At 66.2% G+C, this 24,580-nt stretch carries 24 protein-coding genes; 8 read left to right on the top strand and 16 right to left on the bottom strand.

Features of this window, described 5'->3' with window-relative positions:
* Positions 1 to 72: 72 nt before the first annotated feature.
* Complete coding sequence (phnF, locus tag BOO69_RS14650; protein ID WP_071972849.1) at positions 73 to 783, top strand: phosphonate metabolism transcriptional regulator PhnF; 711 nt, start codon at positions 73 to 75, stop codon at positions 781 to 783.
* A 105-nt stretch (positions 784 to 888) separates the two neighbouring features.
* Positions 889 to 1,296, top strand: a complete 408-nt coding sequence (locus BOO69_RS14645) for a GFA family protein (RefSeq protein WP_071972848.1) — start codon at positions 889 to 891, stop codon at positions 1,294 to 1,296.
* 40 nt (positions 1,297 to 1,336) lie between these two features.
* Here BOO69_RS14645 and BOO69_RS14640 read toward each other — a convergent pair whose 3' ends face one another.
* The 5 genes from BOO69_RS14640 to phnC form a co-directional block, all read right to left on the bottom strand.
* Positions 1,337 to 1,954 carry an LbetaH domain-containing protein gene (locus BOO69_RS14640; RefSeq protein WP_071972847.1) on the bottom strand — a complete coding sequence of 206 codons (618 nt, stop codon included), beginning with the start codon at positions 1,952 to 1,954 and terminating at the stop codon, positions 1,337 to 1,339.
* Positions 1,954 to 3,243 carry a phosphonate ABC transporter, permease protein PhnE gene (gene phnE / locus BOO69_RS14635; RefSeq protein ID WP_071972846.1) on the bottom strand — a complete coding sequence of 430 codons (1,290 nt, stop codon included), beginning with the start codon at positions 3,241 to 3,243 and terminating at the stop codon, positions 1,954 to 1,956. Before phnE (BOO69_RS14635) ends, BOO69_RS14640 begins: the two co-directional genes overlap by 1 nt.
* Positions 3,240 to 4,112 carry a phosphonate ABC transporter, permease protein PhnE gene (gene phnE, locus BOO69_RS14630; protein WP_071972845.1) on the bottom strand — a complete coding sequence of 291 codons (873 nt, stop codon included), beginning with the start codon at positions 4,110 to 4,112 and terminating at the stop codon, positions 3,240 to 3,242. The genes phnE (BOO69_RS14635) and phnE (BOO69_RS14630) overlap by 4 nt, the downstream gene beginning before the upstream one ends.
* Positions 4,113 to 4,184: 72 nt before the next feature.
* A complete protein-coding gene (gene phnD / locus BOO69_RS14625) occupies positions 4,185 to 5,096 on the bottom strand; it encodes a phosphonate ABC transporter substrate-binding protein (protein WP_071972844.1) in 912 nt (303 codons plus the stop codon).
* Between the two features lie 57 nt (positions 5,097 to 5,153).
* Positions 5,154 to 5,948 (bottom strand): phosphonate ABC transporter ATP-binding protein, encoded by a 795-nt coding sequence (gene phnC, locus BOO69_RS14620; protein ID WP_071972843.1) that lies wholly within the window; start codon positions 5,946 to 5,948, stop codon positions 5,154 to 5,156.
* 219 nt (positions 5,949 to 6,167) lie between these two features.
* On the opposite strand from phnC, the gene edd reads away from it, so the two are divergent.
* The 3 genes from edd (at position 6,168) to BOO69_RS14605 (ending at position 9,711) form a co-directional block, all read left to right on the top strand.
* A complete protein-coding gene (edd, locus tag BOO69_RS14615; protein WP_071972842.1) occupies positions 6,168 to 7,967 on the top strand; it encodes a phosphogluconate dehydratase in 1,800 nt (599 codons plus the stop codon).
* 15 nt (positions 7,968 to 7,982) lie between these two features.
* Positions 7,983 to 8,621 carry a bifunctional 4-hydroxy-2-oxoglutarate aldolase/2-dehydro-3-deoxy-phosphogluconate aldolase gene (eda, locus tag BOO69_RS14610; RefSeq protein ID WP_071972841.1) on the top strand — a complete coding sequence of 213 codons (639 nt, stop codon included), beginning with the start codon at positions 7,983 to 7,985 and terminating at the stop codon, positions 8,619 to 8,621.
* 109 nt (positions 8,622 to 8,730) lie between these two features.
* A complete protein-coding gene (locus BOO69_RS14605) occupies positions 8,731 to 9,711 on the top strand; it encodes a 2-hydroxyacid dehydrogenase (RefSeq protein ID WP_418361294.1) in 981 nt (326 codons plus the stop codon).
* Here BOO69_RS14605 and BOO69_RS14600 read toward each other — a convergent pair.
* The 7 genes from BOO69_RS14600 to BOO69_RS14570 form a co-directional block, all read right to left on the bottom strand.
* Positions 9,708 to 10,325 (bottom strand): nucleoside/nucleotide kinase family protein, encoded by a 618-nt coding sequence (locus tag BOO69_RS14600; RefSeq protein ID WP_237267482.1) that lies wholly within the window; start codon positions 10,323 to 10,325, stop codon positions 9,708 to 9,710. The two genes, BOO69_RS14605 and BOO69_RS14600, sit on opposite strands and share 4 nt — an antisense overlap.
* A 3-nt stretch (positions 10,326 to 10,328) precedes the next feature.
* Positions 10,329 to 11,612, bottom strand: a complete 1,284-nt coding sequence (locus tag BOO69_RS14595) for a flavin-dependent oxidoreductase (RefSeq protein WP_071972840.1) — start codon at positions 11,610 to 11,612, stop codon at positions 10,329 to 10,331.
* Between the two features lie 60 nt (positions 11,613 to 11,672).
* A complete protein-coding gene (locus tag BOO69_RS14590; protein ID WP_071972839.1) occupies positions 11,673 to 13,352 on the bottom strand; it encodes an amidohydrolase in 1,680 nt (559 codons plus the stop codon).
* Between the two features lie 112 nt (positions 13,353 to 13,464).
* A complete protein-coding gene (locus BOO69_RS14585) occupies positions 13,465 to 14,484 on the bottom strand; it encodes an ABC transporter substrate-binding protein (protein ID WP_071972838.1) in 1,020 nt (339 codons plus the stop codon).
* An 18-nt stretch (positions 14,485 to 14,502) separates the two neighbouring features.
* Entirely contained in the window at positions 14,503 to 15,303 is an 801-nt protein-coding gene (locus tag BOO69_RS14580) for an ABC transporter permease (protein ID WP_071972837.1), read from the bottom strand.
* Positions 15,296 to 16,207, bottom strand: a complete 912-nt coding sequence (locus tag BOO69_RS14575; protein WP_071972836.1) for an ABC transporter permease — start codon at positions 16,205 to 16,207, stop codon at positions 15,296 to 15,298. The genes BOO69_RS14580 and BOO69_RS14575 overlap by 8 nt, the downstream gene beginning before the upstream one ends.
* Before the next feature lie 4 nt (positions 16,208 to 16,211).
* The gene (locus BOO69_RS14570; protein ID WP_071972835.1) at positions 16,212 to 17,291 is read right to left on the bottom strand and encodes an ABC transporter ATP-binding protein; all 1,080 of its coding nucleotides are present in this window, start codon (positions 17,289 to 17,291) and stop codon (positions 16,212 to 16,214) included.
* Between the two features lie 150 nt (positions 17,292 to 17,441).
* Between BOO69_RS14570 and BOO69_RS14565 the strand changes: the two genes are divergently transcribed.
* Complete coding sequence (locus tag BOO69_RS14565) at positions 17,442 to 18,242, top strand: helix-turn-helix domain-containing protein (protein WP_071972834.1); 801 nt, start codon at positions 17,442 to 17,444, stop codon at positions 18,240 to 18,242.
* 12 nt (positions 18,243 to 18,254) lie between these two features.
* Here BOO69_RS14565 and BOO69_RS14560 read toward each other — a convergent pair whose 3' ends face one another.
* The gene (locus tag BOO69_RS14560; protein ID WP_071972833.1) at positions 18,255 to 19,886 is read right to left on the bottom strand and encodes an alpha-D-glucose phosphate-specific phosphoglucomutase; all 1,632 of its coding nucleotides are present in this window, start codon (positions 19,884 to 19,886) and stop codon (positions 18,255 to 18,257) included.
* A gap of 234 nt (positions 19,887 to 20,120) precedes the next feature.
* Here BOO69_RS14560 and BOO69_RS14555 point away from each other — a divergent pair, with 234 nt between their 5' ends.
* Positions 20,121 to 21,047: a carbohydrate kinase family protein gene (locus BOO69_RS14555; protein ID WP_071972832.1), complete on the top strand. Its 927-nt coding sequence runs from the start codon at positions 20,121 to 20,123 to the stop codon at positions 21,045 to 21,047.
* On the opposite strand, the gene BOO69_RS14550 is transcribed toward BOO69_RS14555, so the two are convergent.
* Entirely contained in the window at positions 21,044 to 22,906 is a 1,863-nt protein-coding gene (locus BOO69_RS14550; RefSeq protein ID WP_071972831.1) for an FAD-dependent monooxygenase, read from the bottom strand. The genes BOO69_RS14555 and BOO69_RS14550 overlap by 4 nt on opposite strands.
* Before the next feature lie 92 nt (positions 22,907 to 22,998).
* On the opposite strand from BOO69_RS14550, the gene BOO69_RS14545 reads away from it, so the two are divergent.
* Entirely contained in the window at positions 22,999 to 23,421 is a 423-nt protein-coding gene (locus tag BOO69_RS14545) for a MarR family winged helix-turn-helix transcriptional regulator (protein ID WP_071972830.1), read from the top strand.
* A 19-nt stretch (positions 23,422 to 23,440) separates the two neighbouring features.
* Here BOO69_RS14545 and comE read toward each other — a convergent pair whose 3' ends face one another.
* Positions 23,441 to 23,995: a sulfopyruvate decarboxylase subunit beta gene (comE, locus tag BOO69_RS14540; RefSeq protein ID WP_071972829.1), complete on the bottom strand. Its 555-nt coding sequence runs from the start codon at positions 23,993 to 23,995 to the stop codon at positions 23,441 to 23,443.
* Positions 23,992 to 24,498, bottom strand: coding sequence for a sulfopyruvate decarboxylase subunit alpha (gene comD / locus BOO69_RS14535; RefSeq protein WP_071972828.1), 507 nt, complete (start codon positions 24,496 to 24,498; stop codon positions 23,992 to 23,994). Before comD ends, comE begins: the two co-directional genes overlap by 4 nt.
* Positions 24,499 to 24,580 lie beyond the last annotated feature (82 nt).

The raw sequence follows: 24,580 nt of genomic DNA, 5'->3' as shown, positions 1-24,580 counted from the left end.
ATACAACTAGACAAATCATGGCGGATTCGCCGCTTCGAGACAAGCCCTGCAACCATGAAACTTTGGTGACACATGCCCCGCACCCCGATCTGGCGGTCCATTGCCGACACCCTTGGGGCTGAGATCGCCGACGGCCAGTACGGGCCGGGTGACAAGCTGCCGACGGAGGCGGCGCTGGCCGCGCGGTTTGGCGTCAACAGGCACACTGTCCGTCATGCGCTGGCGGCGCTGGCGGAGCGGGGGGTGGTCCATGCCCGGCGCGGCGCGGGTGTTTTCGTGACGCAGGTGCCGACGGATTATCCCATCGGCAAGCGGGTCCGCTTTCATCAGAACCTCAGTTCGGCCGGCCGGGTGCCGACCAAGCGCCTTCTCGCGATGCAGACCCGCGCGGCGAGCCCCACGGAACGCACGCTGCTCGATCTGGAAGAGGGGGCGGAGGTGCATGTCGTCGAGGGGCTGTCGCTTGCGGACGATCTGCCCGTCGCCGTCTTCACCAGTGTTTTCCCGGCGGCGCGCCTGCCCGACCTGCCGGCGCATCTGGGCGCGGTCGGGTCCGTCACGGAGGCGCTGCGCCGGTCGGGGGTGCCTGACTATACCCGCGCGTCCACCCGGCTAAAGGCCAAGCTCGCCACCGCGACCCAAGCGTTGCACCTTCAGGTGCGCGAGGGGGCGCCGGTCCTGTTTTCCACGTCGGTCAACGTGGATTCCGAAGGCAGGCCGGTGGAGTTCGGCAGCACGTGGTTCGCGGGAGACAGGATCACCCTGACGCTGGAGGGCGACTAGGCGCGTCCCGGCCCGCCGATCAATCGGCTTGGTCCCCGCGGGGGCGGCCGATATGCTGCAGTGATCACACCGGGGCCGCGCCCCTGTCGTTCGGAAGGATCGTGAATGAAAGACCAGGTCTTTGGCCAGTGCCTCTGCGGTGCGGTGAGCTTCTCGGTGGCGGGGGCCCTGGATGCCCTCTACCTCTGCCACTGTTCGCGCTGCCGCAAGGATAGCGGGTCGGCCCATTCGGCCAACCTGTTCGCCGGGGATGCGACGCTGTGCTGGTCGGCCGGCGAGGACAGGGTCAGGGTCTTCCGTCTGGCCGGCACGCGGCACGTGAAGAGCTTCTGTGCCGAGTGCGGCTCCGCCCTGCCGTACGCGACAGGTGACGGCGGTGCCGTGGTCGTGCCCGCCGGGTCGCTGGACAGTCCGGTCGCGCTGCGGCCCCGCGCGCACATCTGCCATGCCAGCCGGGCGGCGTGGGATGACGATCTGGCCTCGGTCCCGAGGATCGACGGGCTTCCCGGTTGACGCGTCAGGCCGCGCGGGACCGCGCCGGGACGATCGGCTTCTAGCCTGCGTACCTTTCCAGGAAGGCCTCGGCCGGAAGCGCGCGGAAGTCCTCCAGCGCGTCGCGCAGGCGGGCATGCGGCCAGTCCCACCATGCCAGCGCCATCAGGCGGTCGGCGATGGTGTCGGAGAACCGTACCCGCAGGGGAACGGCGGGGATCCCCGCGACGATCATGTAGGGGGGTACGTCGCGGGTCACGATGGCGCCGCCCGCCACGACGGCGCCGTGGCCGATGGTCACCTCGGGCCGGACCTGCGCGCCGTGACCCAGCCATGTGTCATGGCCGATGACGGCGCGGCGGCTGCGGCGGTGAGCGAACCAGTCGTGGTCCGGTTCGGCGTCGTCGAAATAATCCGCGGAGCGGTAGTGGAAGTGGTGCAGGCTCGCCTTTTCCATCGGATGGTCGGTGGCGCCGATGCGCACGCAGGACGCGATGTTGGAGAACTTGCCGACCTCCGCGTTGGCGATGTCGGCGTTGCGGTCGCAGTAGGAATAATCCCCCAGGTGGCTGTGTGCCACGCGCGACCCGCGCCCGATCTCGACGTAGGCGCCGAAGGTGCTGTCGGTAATTTCGCAGTCGGGATGCACGAAGGGAAGGTGCGGTTTCAGGCGGGTCATCAGTGTGCGCCTCCGTCGCCGGAAATCAGGCGGCGGCGCAGCCATCCGGACAGGCTGTCCATCGCCATCACCATCAGCACGATCAGCACGATGTAGTAGGTCACTTCTTCCCAATCCTTCTGGGTGATGATCGCCTGCGTCAGCAGCAGGCCGATGCCGCCGCCGGTGATCGCGCCGATGATGGTGGCGGATCGGGTGTTGGATTCAAGGTAATAGAGCACCTGGCTCAGCAGGACCGGGGTGATCTGCGGGATCACGCCGAAGCGGTAGCGTTGCAGCGGGGCCGCCCCGGTCGAGGCGATGCCCTCGATCTGCTTGTCGTCCACGTTCTCCAGCGCTTCGGAGAAGATCTTGCCGAAGGTGCCGGTGTCGGTGAGCATGATCGCCAGCGAGCCGGTCAGCGGACCGGGGCCGAAGGCGCGGCTGAGTACGATGGTCCATATCAGGCCATCCACGCCGCGCAGGAAGTCGAAGATGCGCCGGGCGGTGAACCGTGCCGCCCCGAGCGGGGTAAAGTTGCGCGCGGCGAGAAAGCCCATGGGCAGCGCGATGATCGCGGCCCCGAAGGTGCCGAGAAACGCCATCAGGATGGTTTCGACCAGCGCCCATGCGACATCCGCGTGCCGCCACATCTTGTTGTTCCAGAAGTCGGACCACATCGCGCCGTAGTCGCCGGTGGCGATCAGCTCCGTCAGGCCCATCCCGTGAAACGGGCTGTCGAGGGTGAAGAAGAACAGTTCCCACCCGGTAAAATAGCGGAACACCTCGGTCCGGTTGCGGGTGATGGTGACGCGGCCCGCGTCCGTGGTGATCGCCACGCGGTTGCGGGATGCGTTGATCCATTCCGGCACGTCGCCCGGCGGCAGTTCCGCGTTGACGCCGGTTCGGCCCGGCTGCGCCGTCACGGTGCCGTAGCCGGGAATGTCGTAGCGGACGGTGTCGCCAAGGGTGACGATGTGCCCGCCGCCGAGATCGACGGTGGAGGCGGGGCCGAGGCGCACCCAGTCGGGGCTTTCGCCAGCGGGATAGGCGCCCTTGCGCTCGCCCTCGATCGCGATGGTGACCTCGCCGTTGCGGTTGTCCTGCGTGACGTGCGTCTTGTAGCTGTAGACGTCGCGCAGCAGCGTGTTCATGTTGTCCACGCTGACCCGGTCGCGCAGGCCGGGCACGTCGAAGGCGAAGAAGACATAGACCAGATAGACAGCGATCAGCGCGGGGGCGGCGCATGCAGCGAGACGCTTGCGGGCGATCAGTTTGTCGGCTTGCAGGGTGAGGCTGGCGGTCGTCACAGGATGGCTCCCTTGTCCTTGTAGGCCTTGCCGTGGGTCAGGCGGTTGCGGGCATAGCTGGAGAGTTGATCGACGATCACGATGGCGCCGAACAGCAGCAGGAAGATCGCCGCCGCCTCGTCGAACTTGCCCTGCCCCCAGGACATGGTGTTGCGCAGGTCGTAGCCGATGCCGCCCGCGCCGACGAAGCCGAGGATCGCGGAGGCGCGGATGTTGATCTCGAACCGCAGCAGCGCGTAGCTGAGGTAGTTGGGCGCGACCTGCGGCACCACGCCCAGCATCATCCGCTGCATCCACGACGCCCCGACCGACGCGAGCCCCTCGACCGGCTTGAGCGACGCGTTCTCGTTCACCTCGGAGAACAGTTTGCCCAAAGCCCCGATGGTATGCAGGCAGATGGCGATCATGGCGGGCACGGGTCCGCCGCCCAGAAGGAAGATCAGGATCAGGGCGATGACGATTTCGGGCACGGCGCGCAGGATGTCCAGCACCCGGCGGACGGGCGCGACGATCCACGTTCGCGGGGCAAGGCCACGGGTCGCCAGCAGCGCGGCGAAGAGGGCCAGCAGGGCGCCCAGCAACGTGGCCGCGGCGGCGATGTTGATGGTCTCGACGAGGGAGGGCAGGTATTTCAGGAAATAGCCCGGCAGCAGGTGCGCGCGGGACAGCGCCTCGCCGATCACGTCGGCCGGAAAGTCGAGGATATTGCGCCATCCGTCCCAGAAGCCACCGGCGTTGCGTGCGTCCGCCGTGGCAAAGCCGGCAACCATCAGGGCCACGAACAGGATCAGCAACACCATGTTCATGACGCGCTTCTGACGCATCGCGGCAAGATACTGCCCGCGGATATCCTGTGTCGTATCGGCCATGCCCACCCCTTTCAAAAAATTGCAGGCCCCGACATGACACCGGGGCCTGCAGCGCGACTTAAATGACTTTGATCAATTCGATTCGGCCTTGCGGGCTTCGACGATCGACACGTAGGCGTCGTGGGTGATCGGATCGAAGCCCAGGCTCTCGCCCGCCGCCACGCCGTAGGCGCAGTCGGGGTCGGTTTCATAAAGGTTGTCGACCAGCGCGGTCATCTTGGCCTTGACCTCTTGCGGGAGATCCTTGCGCAGCACGACGGGGCCTTCCGGGATCGGCTTCGACCGCCAGATTTCCACGAGGTCGTTCATGTCCACCAGGCCCGCGTCCACGGCCTTGCGCAGGGCGCCGGAGTTGTAGCCGTCTTCCCAGTTGCCCTGGCCGTCGGCCCAGGTCACGCCGCCGTCGATGTCGCCGTTGGCAACCGCGACGATGGTCTGCTCGTGACCGCCGGTGAACTTGACCTCGCCGAAGTAGTCGCCGGAGTTCATGGTGATGCCTTCACCGGCCTGCGGGATCTCGATGGAGGGGATCAGGTAGCCGGAGGTGGAGTTCGGGTCGCCGAAGCCGAAGACCTTGCCCTGCATGTCTTCCAGCGAGGTGATGCCGCTGTCCTTGCGGGCGAACCCGATGGAATGGTAGCCGTAGGAGCCGTCGAGGTTGATCTTGACCAGCACGGGTTCGACCGCTTCGGGGTCCTGGATGTAGACGGCGGCGTAACCCGAGGCGCCCATCCATGCCATGTCCAGCGTGCCGCCCAGCAGGCCCTGGATCACGCCGTTGTAGTCTGCGGGGGCGAAGAGCTTGGTTTCCACGCCCAGTTCCTCGGACGTGTAGTCGGCAAGGCACTGGTAGCTGTTCAGCCGGTCCTGCGCGTTCTCGCCGCCGAGGATGCCGATGCGGAATTCGTCGATCCCGTTGGTCTGGGCAAGGGCGCCCGTGCTCAGGGCCGTGGTGGCGAGTGCCGCTGCGAAAAACTTGTTCATGTGTTTTCTCCGGTTGGTTGGATGCGCCGCCCGGTCCTGCCGGTGCGGGTTGGGTTTTCAGGCGAGTGCGTGGTCGAGGGTTTCGATCGAGGTCGAGGTCGCCGCTTCGGAAAAGGAGGCGTCGGCCCCGTAGATCTCGCGGGCCATCGCGGTGGTCAGTTGTTCGGGCAGGCCGTCGAAGACGATCTTGCCGTCGCGCATCCCCACCACGCGGTCGCAGTAGCGGCGCGCGGTGTCGAGGGTGTGCAGGTTGGCGATGATGGTGCGGCCGTCCTCTTCGTGGATGCGGCGCAGGCTTTGCATCACGATCTGGGCGTTCATCGGGTCGAGCGATGCGATGGGTTCGTCCGCGAGGATGATCCGGGGATCCTGCATCAGCGCCCGTGCGATGGCGACACGCTGCTGTTGGCCGCCCGACAGCGCCTCGGCCCGCTTGGTGGCGTGTTCGGCGATCCCCAGCCGGTCGAGGATGTCGATGGCGCGATGCACGTCCGAGGTCGGGTAGATGCTGAACATGCTGGCGAGGGTGGAGCGGCGGTTGAGCGTGCCGTGCAGCACGTTCGACACCACGTCCATGCGGGGCACGAGGTTGAACTGCTGGAAGATCATCGCGCAGCGCGACTGCCAGTCGCGCCGGGCCTTGCCGGTCAGCGCGGTGATGTCGTCGCCTTCGAAGGTGATCTGGCCCGACGTGGCATCGGTGAGCCGGTTCAGCATGCGCAGCAGCGTGGACTTGCCAGCGCCCGAGCGGCCGATGATCCCGATCATGCACGGCCGGTCGATATCGAGGTTCGCGGACTTTACCGCGACATTCGGGCCAAAGGATTTGGTCAGGTCGGTCAGTTTCAGCATGGTGCCCCCAATGTTCGAGGCATCATCTGTCAGCGCAGGCTTGCACGTGTGTGTCGTTTTGACGAAACTTTTGTAACGCCCCCGGCGGTGCGGCCATCGGGATGCCTTAGGAGGTGACAGGACAACCCGGACGCTGGACTTCCGGCGTTGTTAGCGCTAACGGTGTCAGGGCCGGCGCCGCACGGTACCGTCGCCCGAGCCGAATCGATGGAGGAACCCATGCTGAACCAGACCGTCGCCCGCGTGACCGACCGCATCGTCGCCCGCAGCGCCGAGGGGCGCGCCGCCTATCTGGACCGGATGGCACGGGCCGCGCAGGAGGGACCGGCCCGCGCGCATCTATCGTGCAGCGGACAGGCCCATGCCTATGCCGGGGCGGGACAGGACCAGGACGCCCTTGCGACGCAGTCGGCGGGCAACATCGGGATCGTCACCGCCTACAACGACATGCTGTCCGCGCATCAGCCGTTCGAACGCTTTCCCGAACTGATCCGCAACGCCGCCCGCGCCGCGGGCGGCACGGCGCAGGTCGCAGGCGGTGTGCCCGCCATGTGCGATGGCGTGACCCAGGGCACACCGGGCATGGAGCTGAGCCTGTTCTCGCGCGACGTGATCGCGATGGCCGCCGGTGTCGCGCTCAGCCACAACACCTTCGACACCACCGTCTACCTCGGCGTCTGCGATAAGATCGTGCCGGGCCTCGTGATCGCGGCGCAGGTGTTCGGGCATCTGCCCGCCGTTTTCCTGCCTGCCGGGCCGATGACCTCGGGCATTTCCAACGACGAAAAGGCGGAGGTGCGCCAGAAATTCGCCGCCGGTGAGGTCGATCGCGCGGTCCTGATGCAGGCGGAGATGGCCGCCTATCACGGGCCGGGGACCTGCACCTTCTACGGCACCGCGAACACCAACCAGATGCTGATGGAGTTCATGGGGCTGCATCTGCCCGGTTCCAGCTTCGTCAATCCCAACACGCCGTTGCGCGACGCGCTGACCGATGCGGGGGCGCGGCGGGCCCTGTCGATCAGTCATCTGGGCAACGAGTATATCCCCACAAGCCAGGTGCTGGACGAGAAGGCTTTCGTGAACGGCATCGTGGGGCTGCACGCGACGGGGGGCTCCACCAACCTGCTGATCCACCTTGTCGCGATGGCGCGGGCAGGGGGGATCATCCTCGACTGGCAGGATTTCTCGGACCTGGCCGACGTGACACCGCTGCTGGCGCGGGTCTATCCCAACGGGCTCGCGGACGTGAATCATTTCCACGCGGCCGGGGGGCTCGGGTTCATGATCGGGCAGTTGCTGTCGGCGGGTCTGTTGCACGAAGAAGTGACGACGATCATGGGGCAGGGGCTTGGCCTTTATACCCGCGAGCCGCGGCTGAAGGACGGCGAGCTGACGTGGGAGGACGGCGCGGGCGAGAGCCAGAACGACCGCATCCTGCGCCCGGTCAGCGATCCTTTCCAGCCGACCGGAGGGCTGCAGCGGATGGACGGGTTGCTGGGGGCCGCCGTCTGCAAGGTTTCGGCGGTGAAGCCGGAGCATCATGTGATCGAGGCCCCGGTGCGGGTGTTCCATGACCAGGATTCGGTCAAGGCGGCCTATCAGGCAGGGGAGTTCGAGGAGGACGTGATCGTCGTCGTCCGCTTTCAGGGGCCCAAGGCCAACGGGATGCCGGAACTGCACAGCCTGACCCCGGTGCTGGCGAACCTGCAGGCGCGCGGCCTGAAGGTGGCGCTGGTGACGGACGGGCGCATGTCCGGTGCCTCCGGCAAGGTCCTGAGCGCGATCCACGTCTGCCCCGAGGCCGTCGACGGCGGCGCCATCGCCAAGTTGCAGGACGGCGACGTGCTGCGCGTGGACGCGGCGAAGGGCCGGATCGACATCGTGACCGAGGGGGTGCTGGACCGCCCCTGCGTGACCGCGGACCTTGCGGCCAACGGCTTTGGGCAGGGGCGCGAGCTGTTCCACCATTTCAGGACGCTGGTCGGCGCGGCCGATACCGGTGCCAGCAGCATCTAGAACGGGAGACAGACCATGACCCCAGCCGAAAGCAGCCGCGCGGCCCGTGACCTGTGCCGGATGGCGCCCATCATTCCCGTGCTCGTGGTCGAGGACGTGGCCCACGCCCGCCCCCTAGCCGAGGCGCTGGTGGAGGGCGGGCTGCCGGTGCTCGAAGTCACCCTGCGGACCGACGCCGCGCTGGCGGCGATTGCCGAGATGGCCAAGGTCGACGGCGGCGTCGTGGGCGCGGGCACGTTGATCACCGCGCGGGATGTGACCGACGCGGTCCGGGCCGGTGCGCGGTTCGGGGTGTCGCCGGGCGCGACGGACGACCTGCTTGCGGCGACGGAGGCGGCCGACCTGCCGATGCTGCCGGGCGCGGCCACGGCAAGCGAGGCCATGCGCCTGCTGGCGCGCGGATACGACATGCTGAAATTCTTTCCCGCCGAGGCGGCCGGCGGGGCCGCCCTGCTGAAATCGCTTGGTGGTCCGCTTCCGCAGATTTCCTTCTGCCCTACGGGTGGGGTCAGCCCGTCGAACGCGGCGCAGTACCTGCGGCTGCCGAACGTGGTCTGTGCCGGGGGCAGCTGGGTGGCGCCTGCCGATCTGGTCCGCGTTGGAGACTGGCGCGCGATCACCGAGCTTGCGCGCGAGGCGGCGGCCCTGGCCTGAAACCCGCGGGTTCGCGTTATCCGCATGTCGCGCGGCGTCGGGCCGGTCGCCGGAGTATTTGGGGCATAAAGAAGCGAAAGCGGCGTGGTTTCCGGCGGTCCGCCCGGCTATGAAGGCGGCGGACCAGCCGGAGGACGACATGCCGAAAATACTGATCACGCGGCCATTGCCGGAGAATGTGGTGGCCGAGGCGCGGCGGCATTTCGATGTCGAGGTGCGGTCGGAAACCCTGCCGCTGACGGCAGAGGAGAAGGCCCGCGCGCTGGCCGGGTTCGACGGGGTGCTCGCCACGCTGGGAGATACCTTCGACGCGTCGTTCTTCGACGGGACGCCGCGGTGCCGGATCATCGCCAACTTCGGCGTGGGCTATAACCATATCGACGCGGAGGCGGCCTGCGCCGCGGGGGTCGCGGTCAGCAACACGCCAGGCGCGGTCACGGATGCGACCGCCGACATTGCGATCACGCTGATGCTGATGACCTGCCGGCGGGCGGGCGAGGGGGAGCGGCTGGTGCGCAGCGGCGATTGGCCGGGCTGGCATCCCACCCAGCTTCTGGGGATGCACGTGACCGGCAAGACGCTGGGCGTCGTCGGGATGGGGCGCATCGGCAAGGCCATCGCGCAACGTGCCGCGATGGGGTTCGGGATGAAGGTGGTCTTCTACAACCGGTCTGCGGTGACGGACCTGCCGTTCGAGGCAACACGGCTGGACCGTCTGGAGGAGGTGCTTGGCGCGGCCGACGTGGTGGTCCTTGCCGTGCCCGCGACGCCGCAGACGCATCACCTGATCGACACCGCGGCGCTGGCGGCGATGCAGCGCCACGCCTGCCTCGTCAATATCTCCCGCGGGGACGTGGTGGACGAAGCGGAGCTGATCGACGCCTTGCGGCAGGGCCGGATCGCCGGGGCGGGGCTGGATGTCTACGAGTTCGAACCGAAGGTGCCGCGGGCCCTGCGCGACATGGAAAACGTCACCCTGTTGCCGCATCTGGGCACCTCGACGCTGGAGGTGCGCGAGGACATGGGCAGGATGGCGGTGGCGAACCTCGTCGCGTTCTTCGAAGACGGGGCCCCGCTGAACCCGGTCTAGGGCGCGGGCAGGTCGCCGGGCGTCAGCGTGATGTCGGCAGGCAGCGCCGCCGCGACCACCAGTTCGGCGTTGGGCAAGTCGTTGTGCCGGACCTTTTCGGCGGCGGCCTGCGGGGTGTGACCGTGGGTCAGCCAGCGCTGCGTCAGCCGCGTCTCCAGCGTGGCGAGGCTGACATCCAGCCGGATCGAGAGATCCCACATGCCCGCCAGGTCCCGCCATTCCGGCCGGTCCAGCAGCAGATAATTGCCTTCGACGATGGCGGTGCGTGTGAAAGGGCCAACGACGCCGCTGCCGGCGACGGCCCTGTCGAGCGCGCGGTCGAAGGTGGGGTGGATCACCTCGTCTTCCCGCGCGAGGCGCGCGACAAGATGGGTGAAACCGGCAACGTCGAAGGTTTCCGGCGCGCCCTTGCGCGCCAGCAGGCCACGTGGTCGCAGGACCGCGTTGTCGAGGTGGAAGCCGTCCATCGGGACAAGGGCGAAGGTCGGGTCGGCGGCTGCCAGCAAACCGGCAAGGGTGGATTTGCCGCTACCCGGTGCGCCCGTGACCGCCACGAGGCGGCGACGGCCCCGGTGAGGGGTCGCCCTGATCCGGTCCACCAGGTCCTGCAGCACCGTTCAGTCCACCCGTGCGCCGTCGGGGATGGTCGGGCCGGCCGTGTTCAGCGCGTCGATGGCAAAGCCGGCGGCGGCCTTGTACTTGGCCATGAACTCGGCCCGCTCGGCCGGGGGGATCACCGCGTCGATGTCGTCGAATTCGCCGCCGCAGCGGTCGTTCACCATGTTCAGCAGCCCGAAGGGCCCCGCGCCCCTGTTGCGCAGGATCAGGGCCGAGATCGGCGCGCAGAGTTTCGCGTCGAAGGCCGCCAGCGCCCCGGGCGTCAGGCCATGGGCGAGGAAGGCCGCGCCCAGTTCGCGTGCATCGACGATCGCCTGGCTCGCCCCGTTGGAACCGGTCGGATACATCGCGTGGGCCGCATCCCCCATCAGCGCCACCGGGCCATCGACCCAGGTGTCCACAGGGTCCCTGTCGATCATCGGGTTCTCGTAGGCGACCTCGGCCCCGCGCAGGAGCGCGGGCACGTCGAGCCAGTCGTAGACCCAGTCGTCGAAATGATGGGCGAAATCCTCGACCTCGACCTGTCGGAACCAGCCGATGTTGTCCCGGGCGCTGGGGTCGTCCAGCGTCACTTCGGCGATCCAGTTGACCTGTGCCAGGCCGGTGTCCGGGTCGGGCGCGGATATCGGATAGATCACCATGCGCTGCCGGTGCGTGCCCAGCCCGATGAAGGACGAGCCGGTGCGCACGGGCTTCACCATGCTGGTGCCGCGCCACATGACGGCACCGCCCCAGTGGATCGGGGGCTGGTCGGGGTGCATCTGCGCGCGCACCCGCGAGTGTATTCCGTCCGCCCCGATCAGCAGCCTGCCGCGCTCGCGCCGTTGCGTGCCGTCGGCGTCACTGACGATCGCGGTCACACCGCCGCCATCGGCCGTCTCGTATCCGGTCACGCGGCTGCCCAGCCTGATCGCGTCCGGTCCGGCGCGATCCATCAGCAGCTGCGCCAGCAGCATCTGGAGCTGGCCCCGGTGCATCGCGTACTGCGGCCAGTTGTAGCCCGCCAGCAGGCCGCGCGGCTCGGCGTAGATTTCCTGCCCCAGCTGGCCCACGAGCGCCCATTCACGGGCCGGAACGCCGACCCTGTCGAGTTCCGCGGCGGTGATTCCCATTTCAAAGAGTTCGCGCACCGCGTTGGGCTGGAGGTTGATGCCCACGCCCAGCGGGCGCAGCGCGGCCACCGATTCGAAAATGGTAAACGGCACCCCGATCTGGTGCAGCGTCAGGCCGAGGGCAAGGCCGCCGATGCCGCCCCCGGCAATCATCACTCTGTTCTCTGTCATCGTTCCCTGTCCGGACGGTCTGGCATTGTCGGGCCGTTATAGGGGCGTTGACGGTCGGGGTCAGCCCCGTTCGAACGTCACCTTGCCATCGCAGATCGTCACCTCTGCCCGCGCCCGGGTGATGTCCGCGGGGGCGAGCGCCGCGAGATCGTGGCTCATCACGGCGACGTCGGCCATCATGCCCGGCTTGAGCTGACCCTTGCGGTCTTCGTTGAACTCGACCCAGGCGTTGTCACGGGTGTAGCTGGCGAGCGTGTCGTGAAGGCTTTGCGTCTGGTCGCGCCACTCCTTGCCAAGGTCGAGCGGGGCGATCGCCGCCTTGATGTTCGGCATCACGTCGACCGGGATCACCGGCCAGTCGGTGGAAAACACGACACGCGCGCCGGTATCGCGAATGTCCTGCCACGGATAGGCCCCCGCGACCTGGTCGTCGTGCAGGTACTTGCCCACCGCGTCCGGCGGGAAGATATGCCCGCGTGGCGCGTGCCCCGGCTGGATCGAGGCGACGATGCCGAGTTCCGCAAGCCGGGGGATGTCGTCGAGGTGCATGACCTCGAGGTGTTCGATGCGGTGGCGGCTGTCGCGGGCACCGTTCGCCTTGCGGGCGGCGGCGTAGGCGTCAATCGTGCGGCGCACGCCCGCGTCCCCGATCGCGTGGACGGCGATCTGAAAGCCGTGTTTGTCCGCCTCCGTCGCGGCGGCGACGAAGTGATCCTGGGTAAAGACCTCGTCACCGGTGTTCCCGTCCTTGCCCATGTCGCCGGGATAGGGGCGCAGCATCAGCGCGGTGCCGCTTTCGATCACGCCGTCGATGAACATCTTCATGTGGCCGCACCAGACCTTGTCGCCGGTGAAACGCCTGAGCATCGGCACACCCTCGGCGGCGATGCGGTCGATCGGGTCGGTTCCCTTGAAATGGAAGGGGACCATGCAGCGGCACAGCAGACGGCCCTCGGCTTCGAGTTCGCCCAGCAGTTCCAGCTGGTAGACGTTGCCGTCCATCAGGTGCAGACCGGTGATCCCCTGCGCCGCGCAGTGGGCCAGTCCCTTCGCGATCACGTCCTTGTCCATTTCCCGCTGTTCGGGGGTCGGCGCCGGGACGGGGTCCTTGCCCGTGGTCAGGCCCATCATCTCGCGTCCGGCATGGCGGGTCAGCGCCAGCACCGGACCGTAGGCGCCGGGTTCCAGAAGTTCGCCGTTGGCCAGCCCGTCGTCGCCCATCACGATCTCGGAACCCGCGTCGACTTCGCCGCCCTGCAGGAGGCCCGCGGCCTCGAGCGCCGCGGTGTTGGCCCAGACCGTGTGATGGTCGGGGGCGAACATGGCGAGGGGGCGGTCCGGCAGAATGGTATCCAGGTCATGACGCGTGAGCGTGCGCCCGGTCCCGAGGATCCCGTAGTCCGCCATCACGCAGAACACGAGGTCGTCGTCGGGGTTCTGCTCGGCGAAGGGGCGGATCGCCCGCGTCATCTCCTCGAGCCCATGCACGCCGTAGAGGCTGAGGCTGGTCAGTTCCACAGACCCGCCGAAAAGGTGCACGTGGCTGTCGATCAGGCCCGGCAGCACGGTGCCGCCGCCCGCGTCGATCATGCGCGTGTCATCGCCGGCCAACGCGGTGATTTCCGCATCCGTGCCGACGGCCGTCAACGTGCCGCCGGTGATCGCGAGCGCCTGTGCCTCGGGCCGGTCGGGATCGAAGGTCAACAGCTTGCCGTTGTGAACGATGATGTCGGGGGTCATTCTAAGCTCCGTGGAGGAAGGTGCCGGTTTCTTCGAAGAAACCGGGGCGGAGTTGCCCAGCAACTCCGGGTGCGAAACGGCAGCCGGGAGCGTGCCCCGGCTGCCGGCGGTCTTACTTCTGAAGTTCGGTCCAGATGGCGGTATAGATCTTCGTCGCCTCGGGCGGGCAGGTCTTGGCCACGTAGGCGGCCCCCTTCAGCTCTTCGGGCACCACCACTTCGGGCGCGGACTTCATGTCCTCGGGCATGAACTCCTCGGAGCCCTTGATGCCGTTGGCATAGCGCGCGAACTCGGACAGCATCGCGGCGTTCTCGGGATCCATGATGAAGTTGAGGAAGGTCTTGGCCTCTTCCACGTTCTGCGCGTCGGCGAGGATCGCGGCGTTGTCCATCCAGACCGGGTAGCCTTCCTGCGGATAGCCGAAGGCGATGTCCTCGTTCAGGTTGCGCGAGCGGAACGATGCGCCGTTCCAGTTCACGCCCGCGGAAATGTCGCCCTTGGCGTATTTCTCGATGTTGCCGTAGTCCATCGACAGCCAGTCCTTCTTGGCCTCGACCAGCGTGTCGCGCACTTTTTTCAGGACTTCCTTGTCCGCGGTGCATTGTTCGCCGCCCACATAATGGATCGCCATGCCCATGACGTCGTTCATTTCGGGCACCACGTTGATCTTGCCCTTCAGTTCTTCGGGCGGGTCGAAGATCACGGCGGCGGTGTTGATGTCGCCGTCATAGACCGAGGTGTTCACCGTCACGCCGACGGTGCCCCACTGCCACGGCACGGTGTAGTTCCGGCCCGGATCGAATTCGACGTCGACCCACTGCGGGTCCATGTTCTTGAAGTTCTCCATCTCGTTGGGCTTGCTTTCCATCAGCAGCCCTTCCTCGATGAAGATGGGCACGTAGGTGCCCGAGGGCACGACGATGTCGAAGCCGTGACCGCCCGCCTTGATCTTGGCGAGCGCGGTGTCATTGCTGTCGTAGTCGGTGACCGTGACCTTGATGCCGGTCTCTTCCTCGAACTTGTCGATCATCTCGGGGCTGGTGTAGTTGCCCCAGTTGTAGATGTTCAGCTGTCCTTCGGCAAAGGCCGGTGTGGCCAGCACCAGTGTCAGGGCCGTGAGTGTGCGTGTCATGTTATCGCTCCCGTTGATCTAGTTCTTGATTTTGCCCAGCACGGTGAACGCGATGACAAAGATCACCGAGATCCCGAGCAGCACGGTCGAGATCGCGTTGATCTCTGGCGTGACCACCCGCCGCAACTGGCCGAGCATGTAGGTGGGCAGCGTATCCTGCCCTGCGGATTTAACAAACTCCGTGATCACCACATCGTCCAGCGAAATCACGAAGGCGAGCATCGCCCCGGCCAGGATGCCCGGCCAGAGCTGGGGCAGCGTGACCCGGCGGAACACCTGGAAGGGTGTCGCGTAGAGATCGGCCGCGGCCTGTTCGAGGCTCAGGTCCATTCCCTGCAGGCGCGCCCGGATCGGCAGGTACGCAAAGGGGATGCAGAAGGCGGAGTGCGCGATGATGAGGTAGGCCAGGCCGGTGTAGCCCGTGGCGACTTTGATCATGGCGAAAAAGATCAGCAGCGCCACGGCGGTCACGATCTCGGGCACCATCAGCGGCTGGTTGATCATGGCAAAGACCATCGCCTGCCCCTTGAACTTGCGGGTGCGGGTCGTGGCAAGGGCCGCCAGTACCGCGCAGGTGGTGGAGATACCCGAGGCCCAGAGCGCGATGACGAGACTGCGGATCGTCGCCTCCTGCACCCGGTCGTTTTCCCAGGCGGACTGGTACCAGCGCCAGGAAAACCCTTCCCAGATGGCGATGGAGGTGCCCGCGTTGAAGGAATAGATCACCAGCAGGATGATCGGCATGTAGAGCAGCACGAAACAGATCATCGCGATGGTGGTGAAGCCGGTCTGACGGCTGATGTTGAAACCCTTAGACACGGTGCGGCTCCTGGTTGCCGGCGGCCCGGACGTAGGCGAGCAGTGCCACCATGACGATCGCAAGCAGGGTGATGGACAGGGCCGCACCCAGCGGCCAGTTGCGGCCCTGGCCGAACTGCAGCTCGATCAGGTTGCCGATCATCAGCTGGTTGCCGCCGCCCATGACGCGGGGTGTCACGTAGGCGCCCAGCGAGGGGACGAACACGAGGATCGAGCCCGCGATCACGCCCGGTTTCACCAGCGGCAGGATCACCCGGCGCAGGACTTGCAGCCGCGTGGCGTAAAGATCGTACCCCGCCTCGACGAGGCTGAAATCAAGCCGTTCCATGGATGCATACAGCGGCAGGACCATCAGCGGCAGGTAGACATAGACCATGCCCAGTAGGATCGAGAATTCGGTGAAAAGCATCTGGATCGGTGCGTCGATGGCCCCGATCCACAGCAGCAAGGTGTTCAAGGTGCCTTCGGCGCGGATCAGCTCGACAATCGCAAATGTGCGGATCAGCAGATTGGTCCAGAACGGAATGATGATCAGCAGCATCCACAGGTCGCGCTGCTTCTTCGGTCGTGTGGCGATGAAATAGGCCGTCGGAAAGCCGAAGAAGAGGCAGAGAACGGTCGTCAGCAGCGAGAGCTTCACGGACCGCCAGAAGATGCTCAGGTGCGCATCCGACCAGCCCAGCGTGTCCTCGAAGATGTCACGTTCCATGAAGACGTTGAACCACGCCTGCAGCGAGGGTTCGTATTCCACGCCGCCGTAGTCGCCCGGTGACAGGAAGGAATAGACCAGCGTGATCAGCAGCGGACCGGCGGCGGCGAACACGAGGATGAAAAGCGCGGGGGCCAGCAGGAGCCAGCGGCGGCGGCTGGCGCGTGCATCGGCGGCGGAGGAGAGGTCGGCCATCGCGTCAGTCCCTCAGAACCTGGCCGATGCCCGGACCGAAATGCACGCCCACCCTGTCACCGGCAGAGAAGGTCGCCGGCGCGTCGGGGCGGTTCTGCTGACGTACGACGAAGCCCGTCCCGTCATCCAGCGCGACGTGGTAATGCGTATCCGTTCCGAAATAGACGACTTCGCGCAGTGCACCCCCCAGCAGGCCGTCCGCTTCGGGGCCGATGCTGGCATGCTCGGGGCGGATCGCGAGGGTGACCTTGCCCTTGCCCTCGCCGCTCTTGGCCGCGCGTGCCGCGATCTGCTTGCCCGAGGACAGCCGCACCGTCGCGGTGTCGCCGCTGATGTCCGTCACCTCGGCGGGCAGGAAATTGGTGTCGCCGATGAAATCCGCCACGAACCTTTCGGCGGGCTGGTCGTAGATCTGCCGGGGGTTCCCGATCTGGCGGATCTCGCCGGCGCTCATCACGGCGATGCGGTCCGACATGGTCAGCGCCTCTTCCTGGTCGTGGGTGACGAACACGAAGGTGATGCCGGTCTCTGTCTGCAGCCGCTTCAGTTCCAGCTGCATGTCCTTGCGCAGCTTGAAGTCCAGCGCGCTGAGAGGTTCGTCCAGCAGGAGAACCCGCGGCTTGGGGGCGAGCGCGCGCGCAAGGGCCACGCGCTGCTGCTGCCCGCCGGAAATCTGCCCGGTCTGGCGGTCCGCCATCTCGGTCATCTTCACAAGGGCCATCATCTCGTCCACGGTTTTCCTGATCTCGGCCTTGGGCTTGCCCAGCATTTCCAATCCGAAGCCGATGTTCTGGGCGACCGTCAGGTGCGGGAACAGGGCGTAGCTCTGGAAGACGGTGTTCACCGGGCGCTTGTAGGGCGGCAGGTTCAGCAGGTTCTCTCCGTGCATGGTGAGGGTTCCCGCCGTGGGGTGTTCGAACCCTGCGATCATCCTCAGCAGGGTCGTCTTGCCGCAGCCGGAGGGCCCGAGCAGGGTAAAGAATTCGTTGTCGCTGATGTCGATGCTTGCATCGGCCAGCGCGACCACGGGCGGCTGCCCGGGATAGACCTTGCGCAGATTGCGTATACTGATGGCTGTCGCCACTTTGAGCGTTCCCCCGTTCTAGTCATCTTCAGGGTCGCCCAATCGTTGGGCGAATACCATGCAAATGAATGATTGCGGGATTCTTTCGGGTGAAAAAATACCCCCACAGGGTTATTCATCGGCTAATTATTAGTCTGTTTGGGGTTAGAAATGGTGGAAGTACTCAGACCCGGGGACGTGATGCGCCTGCAAGGTGCGATGGCGCATGTCCAGAGCGAATCGTTCTTTCGCAGGTTCCGGAACCTTCTGCGCGCGCGGGTCCGGTTCGATACCTTCCTGATCCTGCAGTTCAGCGACAGCGGGACGCCCCTCGCGCTGGACAGCTGGCTGGCCGACCATTCGCTCAAGACGGCCTATCCCCAGCATTATCTTGACGGGAGTTACCGGCTCGACCCCTTCTTCCAGATGCGCAAACGTGCCTCGCCCGGCGCGCTCTATCGGTTGTCGGAGATCGCGCCGGACCGGTTCTTTTCCGGCGAATACTACCTGCAATACTACCGCCGGACGGAGATCCACGACGAGATCGGCCTGCTTGTCGATCTGACGGACGGGGCCACGGGGCACCTGTCGATGAGCCGTCAGGCCGGGCACGGCAGCTTCAAGCGTCGGGAAATCCAGTGCCTGCGCCACTACAGCCCGCTGCTGCTGGAACTGCTCCGCCAGTACTGCGAATACCGCCGGGAACAGGCGAGGGGACAGGCGGCGCCGCCGGCCCAGCGTCCGCTGGACGTGATGATCCGCGGTCACGTCACCGACCTGTCGGGAAAGACGCTGACCCGGCGCGAGGCGCAGCTTGCGGCGCTGATCCTGCAGGGGCATTCCAACCTTTCGGCGGCGCTCGATCTTGGCATCGCGCGGGAGACGGTCAAGGTCCATCGCCGCAATATCTATCGCAAGCTGGACATCTCTTCGCAGGCCGAACTTTTTGCCGCGCTCAAGGATCTGTTCTGACCGAACCCGCGGTCAGGTCATGACGTCTGGTTTGGTCCGGCCGGTGTGCTTTTCCAGATCGCAAAGTGTGGCCACCGCCGCCGCGACCTGCGCAAGCGCCGCCTGCGTTTCGATCTCGAGATCGCCCTCTGGGGGTTCGTAACGTTCGAGGTAGACGCGCAAGGTCGCGCCCTCCGTTCCCGTTCCGGACAGGCGCAGAACGCCGCGCGCGCCGCCTTCGAAGGTGATCCGCAAGCCCTGATTCCGGCTGACCGATCCGTCCACCGGATCGTGATAGGAGAACTGGTCGGCTTCTTCGATCCGCAGACCCGCGACGCTTTGGCCGGGAAGGTCCGGAAGGGCTGCCTCCAGCGCCGACATCAGGTCTGCCGCGCCCGCCGCATCGACCGCCTCGAAATCGTGGCGGGAATAATAGTTGCGGCCGTATTCCTTCCAGTGATCGCGCAGGATGTGCAGGACCGACTGCCCCTTGACCGCGATGATGTTCAGCCACAGCAGCACCGCCCAAAGCCCGTCCTTCTCGCGCACGTGGTCGCTGCCGGTGCCCGCGCTTTCCTCGCCGCAGAGGGTGACCTTGCCCGCGTCCAGCAGGTTGCCGAAGAATTTCCATCCTGTCGGCGTTTCGAAGCAGGCGATGCCCATGGCGTCGGCCACGCGGTCACAGGCGCGGCTGGTGGGCATGGAGCGCGCGACGCCCGCGATGCCGTCCGCATATCCCGGCGCGAGATGCGCATTGGCGGCGAGAACCGCCAGGCTGTCGGACGGCGTGACATAGATCCCGCGCCCAAGGATCATGTTGCGATCGCCGTCGCCGTCGGAGGCGGCGGCGAAATCCGGTCCCTCGTCCTCCATCACCATGTCCACCAGCGCCTTGGCCCAGATCGGGTTCGGGTCGGGATGACCCTTGCCGAAATCCACCGAGGGCCGACCGTTCAGCACCGTGCCCTCGGGCGCCCCCAGCTTGTCTTCGAGAATGGCCTTGGCATAAGGGCCGGTCACGGCGTGCATCGCGTCGAAACGCATGGTGAAGCCTGCCTGGAACAGCGCCTTGATGGCGTCGAAGTCGAAGATTTTCTCCATCAGCTTGGCGTAGTCGGCGACAGGGTCCACGATCTCGACCTTCATCTCGCCGAGCTTGCTCTCGCCCAGGTCGGAGAGGTCGATATCCTCGGTGTCCAGCGTCCTGAAGCTTTCGATCTGCGTGGTCTGCTCGAAGATGGCCGAGGTCACGCTTTCCGGCGCGGGACCGCCGTTCGAGACGTTGTATTTCAGCCCGAAATCCGCGTCGATCCCGCCGGGGTTGTGGCTGGCGGACAGGATCAGGCCGCCCTGCGCGCCCCGTTTCCGGATGAGATGGGAGGCGGCTGGCGTCGACAGCAGGCCATTCTGGCCGACGATGGCACGCTTCGCCCCGTTGGCCGAGGCCATGCGCAGGATGGTCTGGATCGTCTCGGCGTTGAAATACCGACCGTCGCCCCCGACAACGAAGGTTTTCCCCTCGGCCCCGTCGATGGCGTTGAAGATGGCCTGTACGAAACATTCGACATACCCCGGCTCCATGAAGACGCGGGTTTTCTTTCGCAGGCCCGAAGTGCCGGGTTTCTGTCCCTCGAAGGGGGTGCAGGCGTGAGTGACGATCGTCATGGGCGGAATTCCTGGTGTTCTGTATCTGTGCCGGGGCCGGTCCCGACGTGCGGGCATCGGACATCATGTCGCCCGGCGGCGCAAGGGCCGGTGCGCGCGCGGGCGGTCCGGCGCCGCCCGACAGGCCGTCCATCCCGCCGATTTGCCGTTGACATCGGCAGGGGGCACTTTCATCCACGATAGCGATAACATCGCCCATTGCCGAGGCGCGGGCGTTTCGCGGAGGAGGTTTCGATGATTCTGTGCGCGGGCGAGGCCCTGATCGACATGCTGCCCATCGCCGGCGCTGCGGAGCAAGGCGGCTTCCGGCCCCACGTCGGTGGTGCCGTGTTCAACACGGCGATCGCGCTGGGGCGGCTTGGCGTTCCGGCCGGGATGCTGACCGGGATCTCGATGGACAGGTTCGGCGCCATGCTGGCGTCCGCGCTGGAGGAGAACGGGGTGGATACCGCGCATGTCGCGCGGGTCGACCGGCCGACCACGCTGGCCTTCGTGGAACTGAAGCAGGGCCATGCCAGCTATCTCTTCTACGACGAGAATTCGGCCGGGCGCATGCTGTCCCCGCAAGAGCTGCCACCGGTGGGCGAGGGGGTGAGCGCGCTGTATTTCGGGGGGATCAGCCTCGCCTGCGAGCCCTGCGCCGATACCTATGCTTCGCTGCTCGCCGGGATGGGAGACGACCGCGCCGTGACGCTGGACCCGAACATTCGCCCCGGTTTCATCCGGGACGAGGGGCGCTTTCGCCAGCGTCTGGACGAGATGCTGGCGCGGACCGACATCGTCAAGGTCTCGGACGAGGATCTGGCCTGGCTTCATCCGGACCCGATGCCGCAACGGGACAAGGTTGCGGCGGTGCTGGAAAGTGGGCCGTCGCTGTTGGTGATGACGCGGGGCGGCGAGGGTGCCATCGCCTATACGGCGCAGGGTGACGAGGTCGCGGTGCCGGCCGTGCCCGCCACGGTCGTCGATACGGTGGGCGCGGGCGATACCTTCAACGCCGGTGTCCTCGCCAGCCTGTCCGAACAGGGGCTGCTGCGGAAAGACACCCTTCGGCGCCTGTCGCCCGAGGCGATCGGCGCGGCGCTCCGGTTCGGGGCGCGGGTGGCGGCGGTCACCGTGTCCCGCGCGGGCGCCAATCCACCCTGGGCAAGGGAGCTTTAGGCGCGGCGCGGCAGGATCAGCGGCGAGCGGTCGAGAAAGGCACGCAGCGCGGGCATGTCGCCGAACGGCAGGAGGGCCGCGACGTGCTGGTCGGGGCGTACCAGTACCATCGCGCCGTTTTCCCGGTCGATCTGTCGCAGCGTGTAGATGTTTCGCCCGTCACGGGGATCGGCGGCAAAGATCTTCTCGTAGTCGATCAGACCGTAGCGTCCCTTGCGCGGCAGCAGGAGCGGCGGCATCCGTTCGATCCCGAGGTCGCGGTGCGGCTGCTGGAACACGGCGCGCAGATCAAGCAGGGCGTCGGGCGCGGCGGGTTCGATCAGGTTGGAAAGCGCCTCACACAACCGCGCCGTCGCGCTGCCGCGCGCGCCATCGTCCCCGCGCCCCGCAAAGGTGAAAAGCCGCCAGCGGCCATCCGCCTTGGCCACATGGGCCAGTTCCATCGGCCTTGCATCGGCAAGCCGGATCACCGGGGCCGAGTGAAAGCGCATCCCGATGGGCAGACCCGGCGCGAGGCCCTGATGAGTGTCATCGGCGGTCAGCGCAGAAGGGGCGTATCGGGTTTCGACCCCGGCGGTGTAACGGCCGTGCTTGCGGAAGTAGGCCTGGAACCGCGCCGCCTCCGCCGCCGATTTGGGCTTTTCGCTGAACAGACGGGCCATGTCCCTGTCGAAGTCGATCAGTTCCTGCGCCTTGGCGCGGCGTTCGTTGGAGTAGCTGTCCAGCAGGGCAGGGTGGGCCTGCCCGCGCAGCACGGCGGCCAGTTTCCAGCCGAGGTTGAAGGCATCGGCCATCGAGACGTTCATGCCCTGTCCGGCCTTGGGACTGTGGGTGTGGCAGGCGTCTCCCGCGATGAAGATCCTCGGGACACGCGCCCCCCGCGCGCCATCTGGCACATCGTCGAAACCGTCGCACACACGTTGGCCGATTTCGTAGGCGGACCACCAGGCCACCTCTCTGACCTCCAGCCGATGCGGGGAAAGGATCGCGCGGGCCTTGGCGACCAGCGCATCTGCCGTCAGGTTGCGGTCGGCGGGGCGTTCATCGCCCCGCAGTGAATCCAGTTCGATGTACATCCGCACCATGTAGCCGCCTTCGCGGGGGATGATCAGCAGGCTGCCCTGATCGGCGGACTGGATGGCGCATTTCAACCGGATGTCGGGAAAATCGGTGACCGCGAGGATGTCCATCACGCCCCAGAGCTGACGGGCGGCCTCGCCCTTCAGGCGGTGACCCATCTGCGCACGGACAGTGCTGCGCGCACCGTCACAGCCGATGACAAAACGGGCGCGGACGGTTTCCTGCGTGCCGGGCGCGTCAAGCCGGTCGAACACCGCTTCGACAGGATGATCCGCGTCCGTGGTCCGTGTGAGGGAGACAAGCGCAAGATTGTAGTCCGGCGACAGCCGCGCAGGGCCGTTGCGCATGTGTTCGAGGTAGAAATCGTGCACCCGGGCCTGGTTGAGGATCACGTGCGGAAATTCCGACAATCCCTCTTCGGTGTCGAGGATGCGGTCGGCGCGGGCGATCTGCCCGGTCCCGGCGTCCGGTCGCCAGAACGCGACCTCGTTCACCCAGTAGGCCTCCTTGGCGACCTTTTCGGCAAAACCGAAAGCCTCGAACATTTCCATCGAGCGACAGGCGATTCCGTCGGCCTGGCCGACTTCCAGCGGGCCGGCCTTTCTGTCGACGATCCGTGTCGTGATGTCGGCAAAGCAGGACAGTTGCGCGGCCAGCGTCAGCCCCGCGGGGCCGCAGCCGACGATCAGCACATCGACCGCATCGCGGGCAGCGGGCCTGTCGACGGCCGGCGAAATCGCGGGATCACCGGTGCGGTATCCGTTCAGATGATATTGCATGGCGCCCTCCCGATGCGCGAAGTAGTAGTTGTACTTACCATCTGTCGTCAATAGTGGTAAGTACACTTATCAACTGCGCGGGAGGATAGGCGATGCCGGACGTCCGATACATGCCGGGGCACCTGATCCGGCGGCTCCACCAGATGTCGACGCGGACCTTCTCGCGCTGCATGCAGGAAGCGGGGCAGGATATGACGCCGGTGCAGTTCGCGGCTCTGGATGCCGTCGCGGCCAACCCGGGCATGGATCAGGCAGCCATTGCCGCACGGATCGGCTATGACAAGGCCACGATCGGCGGTGTGATCGATCGGCTGGAGCAGAAAAAGCTGGTCGTCCGTCATCCAAGCCCGCACGACAGGCGCGCGCGGCTGGTGGAGCCCACAGAGGCGGGACGCGCGCGGCTCGCGGCGCTTTCGCCCCTCGTGGCAGCGTTTCAGGACGACATCCTGGCCCCCCTGACAGCCGAAGAACGCGAGACATTTGTCGCGCTGGCGGCCAAGGTGGTGCGCCCCTGAGGGGCGGCACCATCTGCGATCAGGCTTGCACGGCCTTCATGAAGCGGTCGCGGATCACGACCGGGTCCATCGTGATGACCGGGTTCTTGGCATTGCCGCTTTCGCATTTCACCACGAGCACTGTCATCTTCCCGCCCTCCAGTGCACGGCGCAGTTCCTTGCCGGTATCTTCGGCCCGGCACGTCACCACGTTTTCGCAGCCGCAGGCCTCGGCCACTTTCTCGAGCCTGGTCTTCTTGCCCGCATAGGTCGGCTGGTCACCGGTAGATCCGTAAGAGCCGTTGTCGATGATCATCAGGATGAAGTTGTCGGCGACGTTGTTGGCGATGGTCGGCAGCGTGCCGAGGTTCGTCAGCACGGACCCGTCGCCGTCGATGGCAATTACCGGCTTGGGCTGCGCCAGTGCCAGCCCGAGCCCGATGGAGGACGCCAGCCCCATGGTCCCCAGCATGTAGAAATTGGTCGGCTGGTCGTCGATCGCGTGCAGTTCCTGGCTGGGAATGCCGATGTTGCAGACCACCAGATGGTCACGGATGATCGGGGCGATGTCTTTCAGGATTTCGGAACGGATCATTGGTCGCCATAGCCTCCCCAGAAGTTGGCGTCGGTCAGGATCGCCACGGGTTTGTTGCACATGAATGTGTATTTCAGGATGTTGTCGAGCTCTTCCACGTCTTTCTGCCAGTGGAAGTGGTAGGTCGGGATGTTGAGCTGCGCCAGCAGCGCCTTTGTGTGCACCGCCATTTCGACCTGGCAGGCCACGGGTTCGCGCAGTTCCCCGCGGTAGGAGATGATCATCGGCAACGGCATCCGGTAGTACTGGATCAGCGTGGCCAGCGTGTTGATGGTCACGCCGATTGCGGTGTTCTGCATGATGATGGCGGGCCGCTTGCCCCCCATGAACGCACCGGCACAGAGCCCCATGCCCTCGTCTTCCTTGTTGGCGGGAATGTGGAAGATATCGTCGCGGGCGTCGATCTCCTCGATCACGCCGGCCAGTTGCTTGCAGGGCACGGTCGTCACGAAGGAAATGTCGTTCGCGACAAGATCATCCGCGATCTTCTTGTCGATGTTCATCGGTTGTCTTGCCTTTCGATGGGCGCGCCGGGGCGCGCGATCCGGGGTTGAGGGTTTCGATTGAGCGGCGTGGCGGGCGCCA

Source organism: Sulfitobacter alexandrii, assembly GCF_001886735.1.
Lineage (GTDB): Bacteria > Pseudomonadota > Alphaproteobacteria > Rhodobacterales > Rhodobacteraceae > Sulfitobacter > Sulfitobacter alexandrii.
This window is presented reverse-complemented; position numbering and strand designations above follow the sequence as displayed.

Bases quoted from the DNA above. Each gene is read 5' to 3' on its own strand.
- phnD (WP_071972844.1), bottom strand. From the start codon at position 5,096: ATGAACAAGTTTTTCGCAGCGGCACTCGCCACCACGGCCCTGAGCACG.
- BOO69_RS14575 (WP_071972836.1), bottom strand. From the start codon at position 16,207: ATGGCCGACCTCTCCTCCGCCGCCGATGCACGCGCCAGCCGCCGCCGC.
- eda (WP_071972841.1), top strand. From the start codon at position 7,983: ATGACCCCAGCCGAAAGCAGCCGCGCGGCCCGTGACCTGTGCCGGATG.
- phnC (WP_071972843.1), bottom strand. From the start codon at position 5,948: ATGCTGAAACTGACCGACCTGACCAAATCCTTTGGCCCGAATGTCGCG.
- edd (WP_071972842.1), top strand. From the start codon at position 6,168: ATGCTGAACCAGACCGTCGCCCGCGTGACCGACCGCATCGTCGCCCGC.
- BOO69_RS14595 (WP_071972840.1), bottom strand. From the start codon at position 11,612: ATGACAGAGAACAGAGTGATGATTGCCGGGGGCGGCATCGGCGGCCTT.
- BOO69_RS14585 (WP_071972838.1), bottom strand. From the start codon at position 14,484: ATGACACGCACACTCACGGCCCTGACACTGGTGCTGGCCACACCGGCC.
- phnF (WP_071972849.1), top strand. From the start codon at position 73: ATGCCCCGCACCCCGATCTGGCGGTCCATTGCCGACACCCTTGGGGCT.
- BOO69_RS14560 (WP_071972833.1), bottom strand. From the start codon at position 19,886: ATGACGATCGTCACTCACGCCTGCACCCCCTTCGAGGGACAGAAACCC.
- phnE (WP_071972845.1), bottom strand. From the start codon at position 4,112: ATGGCCGATACGACACAGGATATCCGCGGGCAGTATCTTGCCGCGATG.
- BOO69_RS14545 (WP_071972830.1), top strand. From the start codon at position 22,999: ATGCCGGACGTCCGATACATGCCGGGGCACCTGATCCGGCGGCTCCAC.
- BOO69_RS14550 (WP_071972831.1), bottom strand. From the start codon at position 22,906: ATGCAATATCATCTGAACGGATACCGCACCGGTGATCCCGCGATTTCG.
- BOO69_RS14645 (WP_071972848.1), top strand. From the start codon at position 889: ATGAAAGACCAGGTCTTTGGCCAGTGCCTCTGCGGTGCGGTGAGCTTC.
- BOO69_RS14565 (WP_071972834.1), top strand. From the start codon at position 17,442: ATGGTGGAAGTACTCAGACCCGGGGACGTGATGCGCCTGCAAGGTGCG.
- BOO69_RS14605 (WP_418361294.1), top strand. From the start codon at position 8,731: ATGAAGGCGGCGGACCAGCCGGAGGACGACATGCCGAAAATACTGATC.
- comD (WP_071972828.1), bottom strand. From the start codon at position 24,498: ATGAACATCGACAAGAAGATCGCGGATGATCTTGTCGCGAACGACATT.
- BOO69_RS14590 (WP_071972839.1), bottom strand. From the start codon at position 13,352: ATGACCCCCGACATCATCGTTCACAACGGCAAGCTGTTGACCTTCGAT.
- BOO69_RS14555 (WP_071972832.1), top strand. From the start codon at position 20,121: ATGATTCTGTGCGCGGGCGAGGCCCTGATCGACATGCTGCCCATCGCC.
- BOO69_RS14640 (WP_071972847.1), bottom strand. From the start codon at position 1,954: ATGACCCGCCTGAAACCGCACCTTCCCTTCGTGCATCCCGACTGCGAA.
- comE (WP_071972829.1), bottom strand. From the start codon at position 23,995: ATGATCCGTTCCGAAATCCTGAAAGACATCGCCCCGATCATCCGTGAC.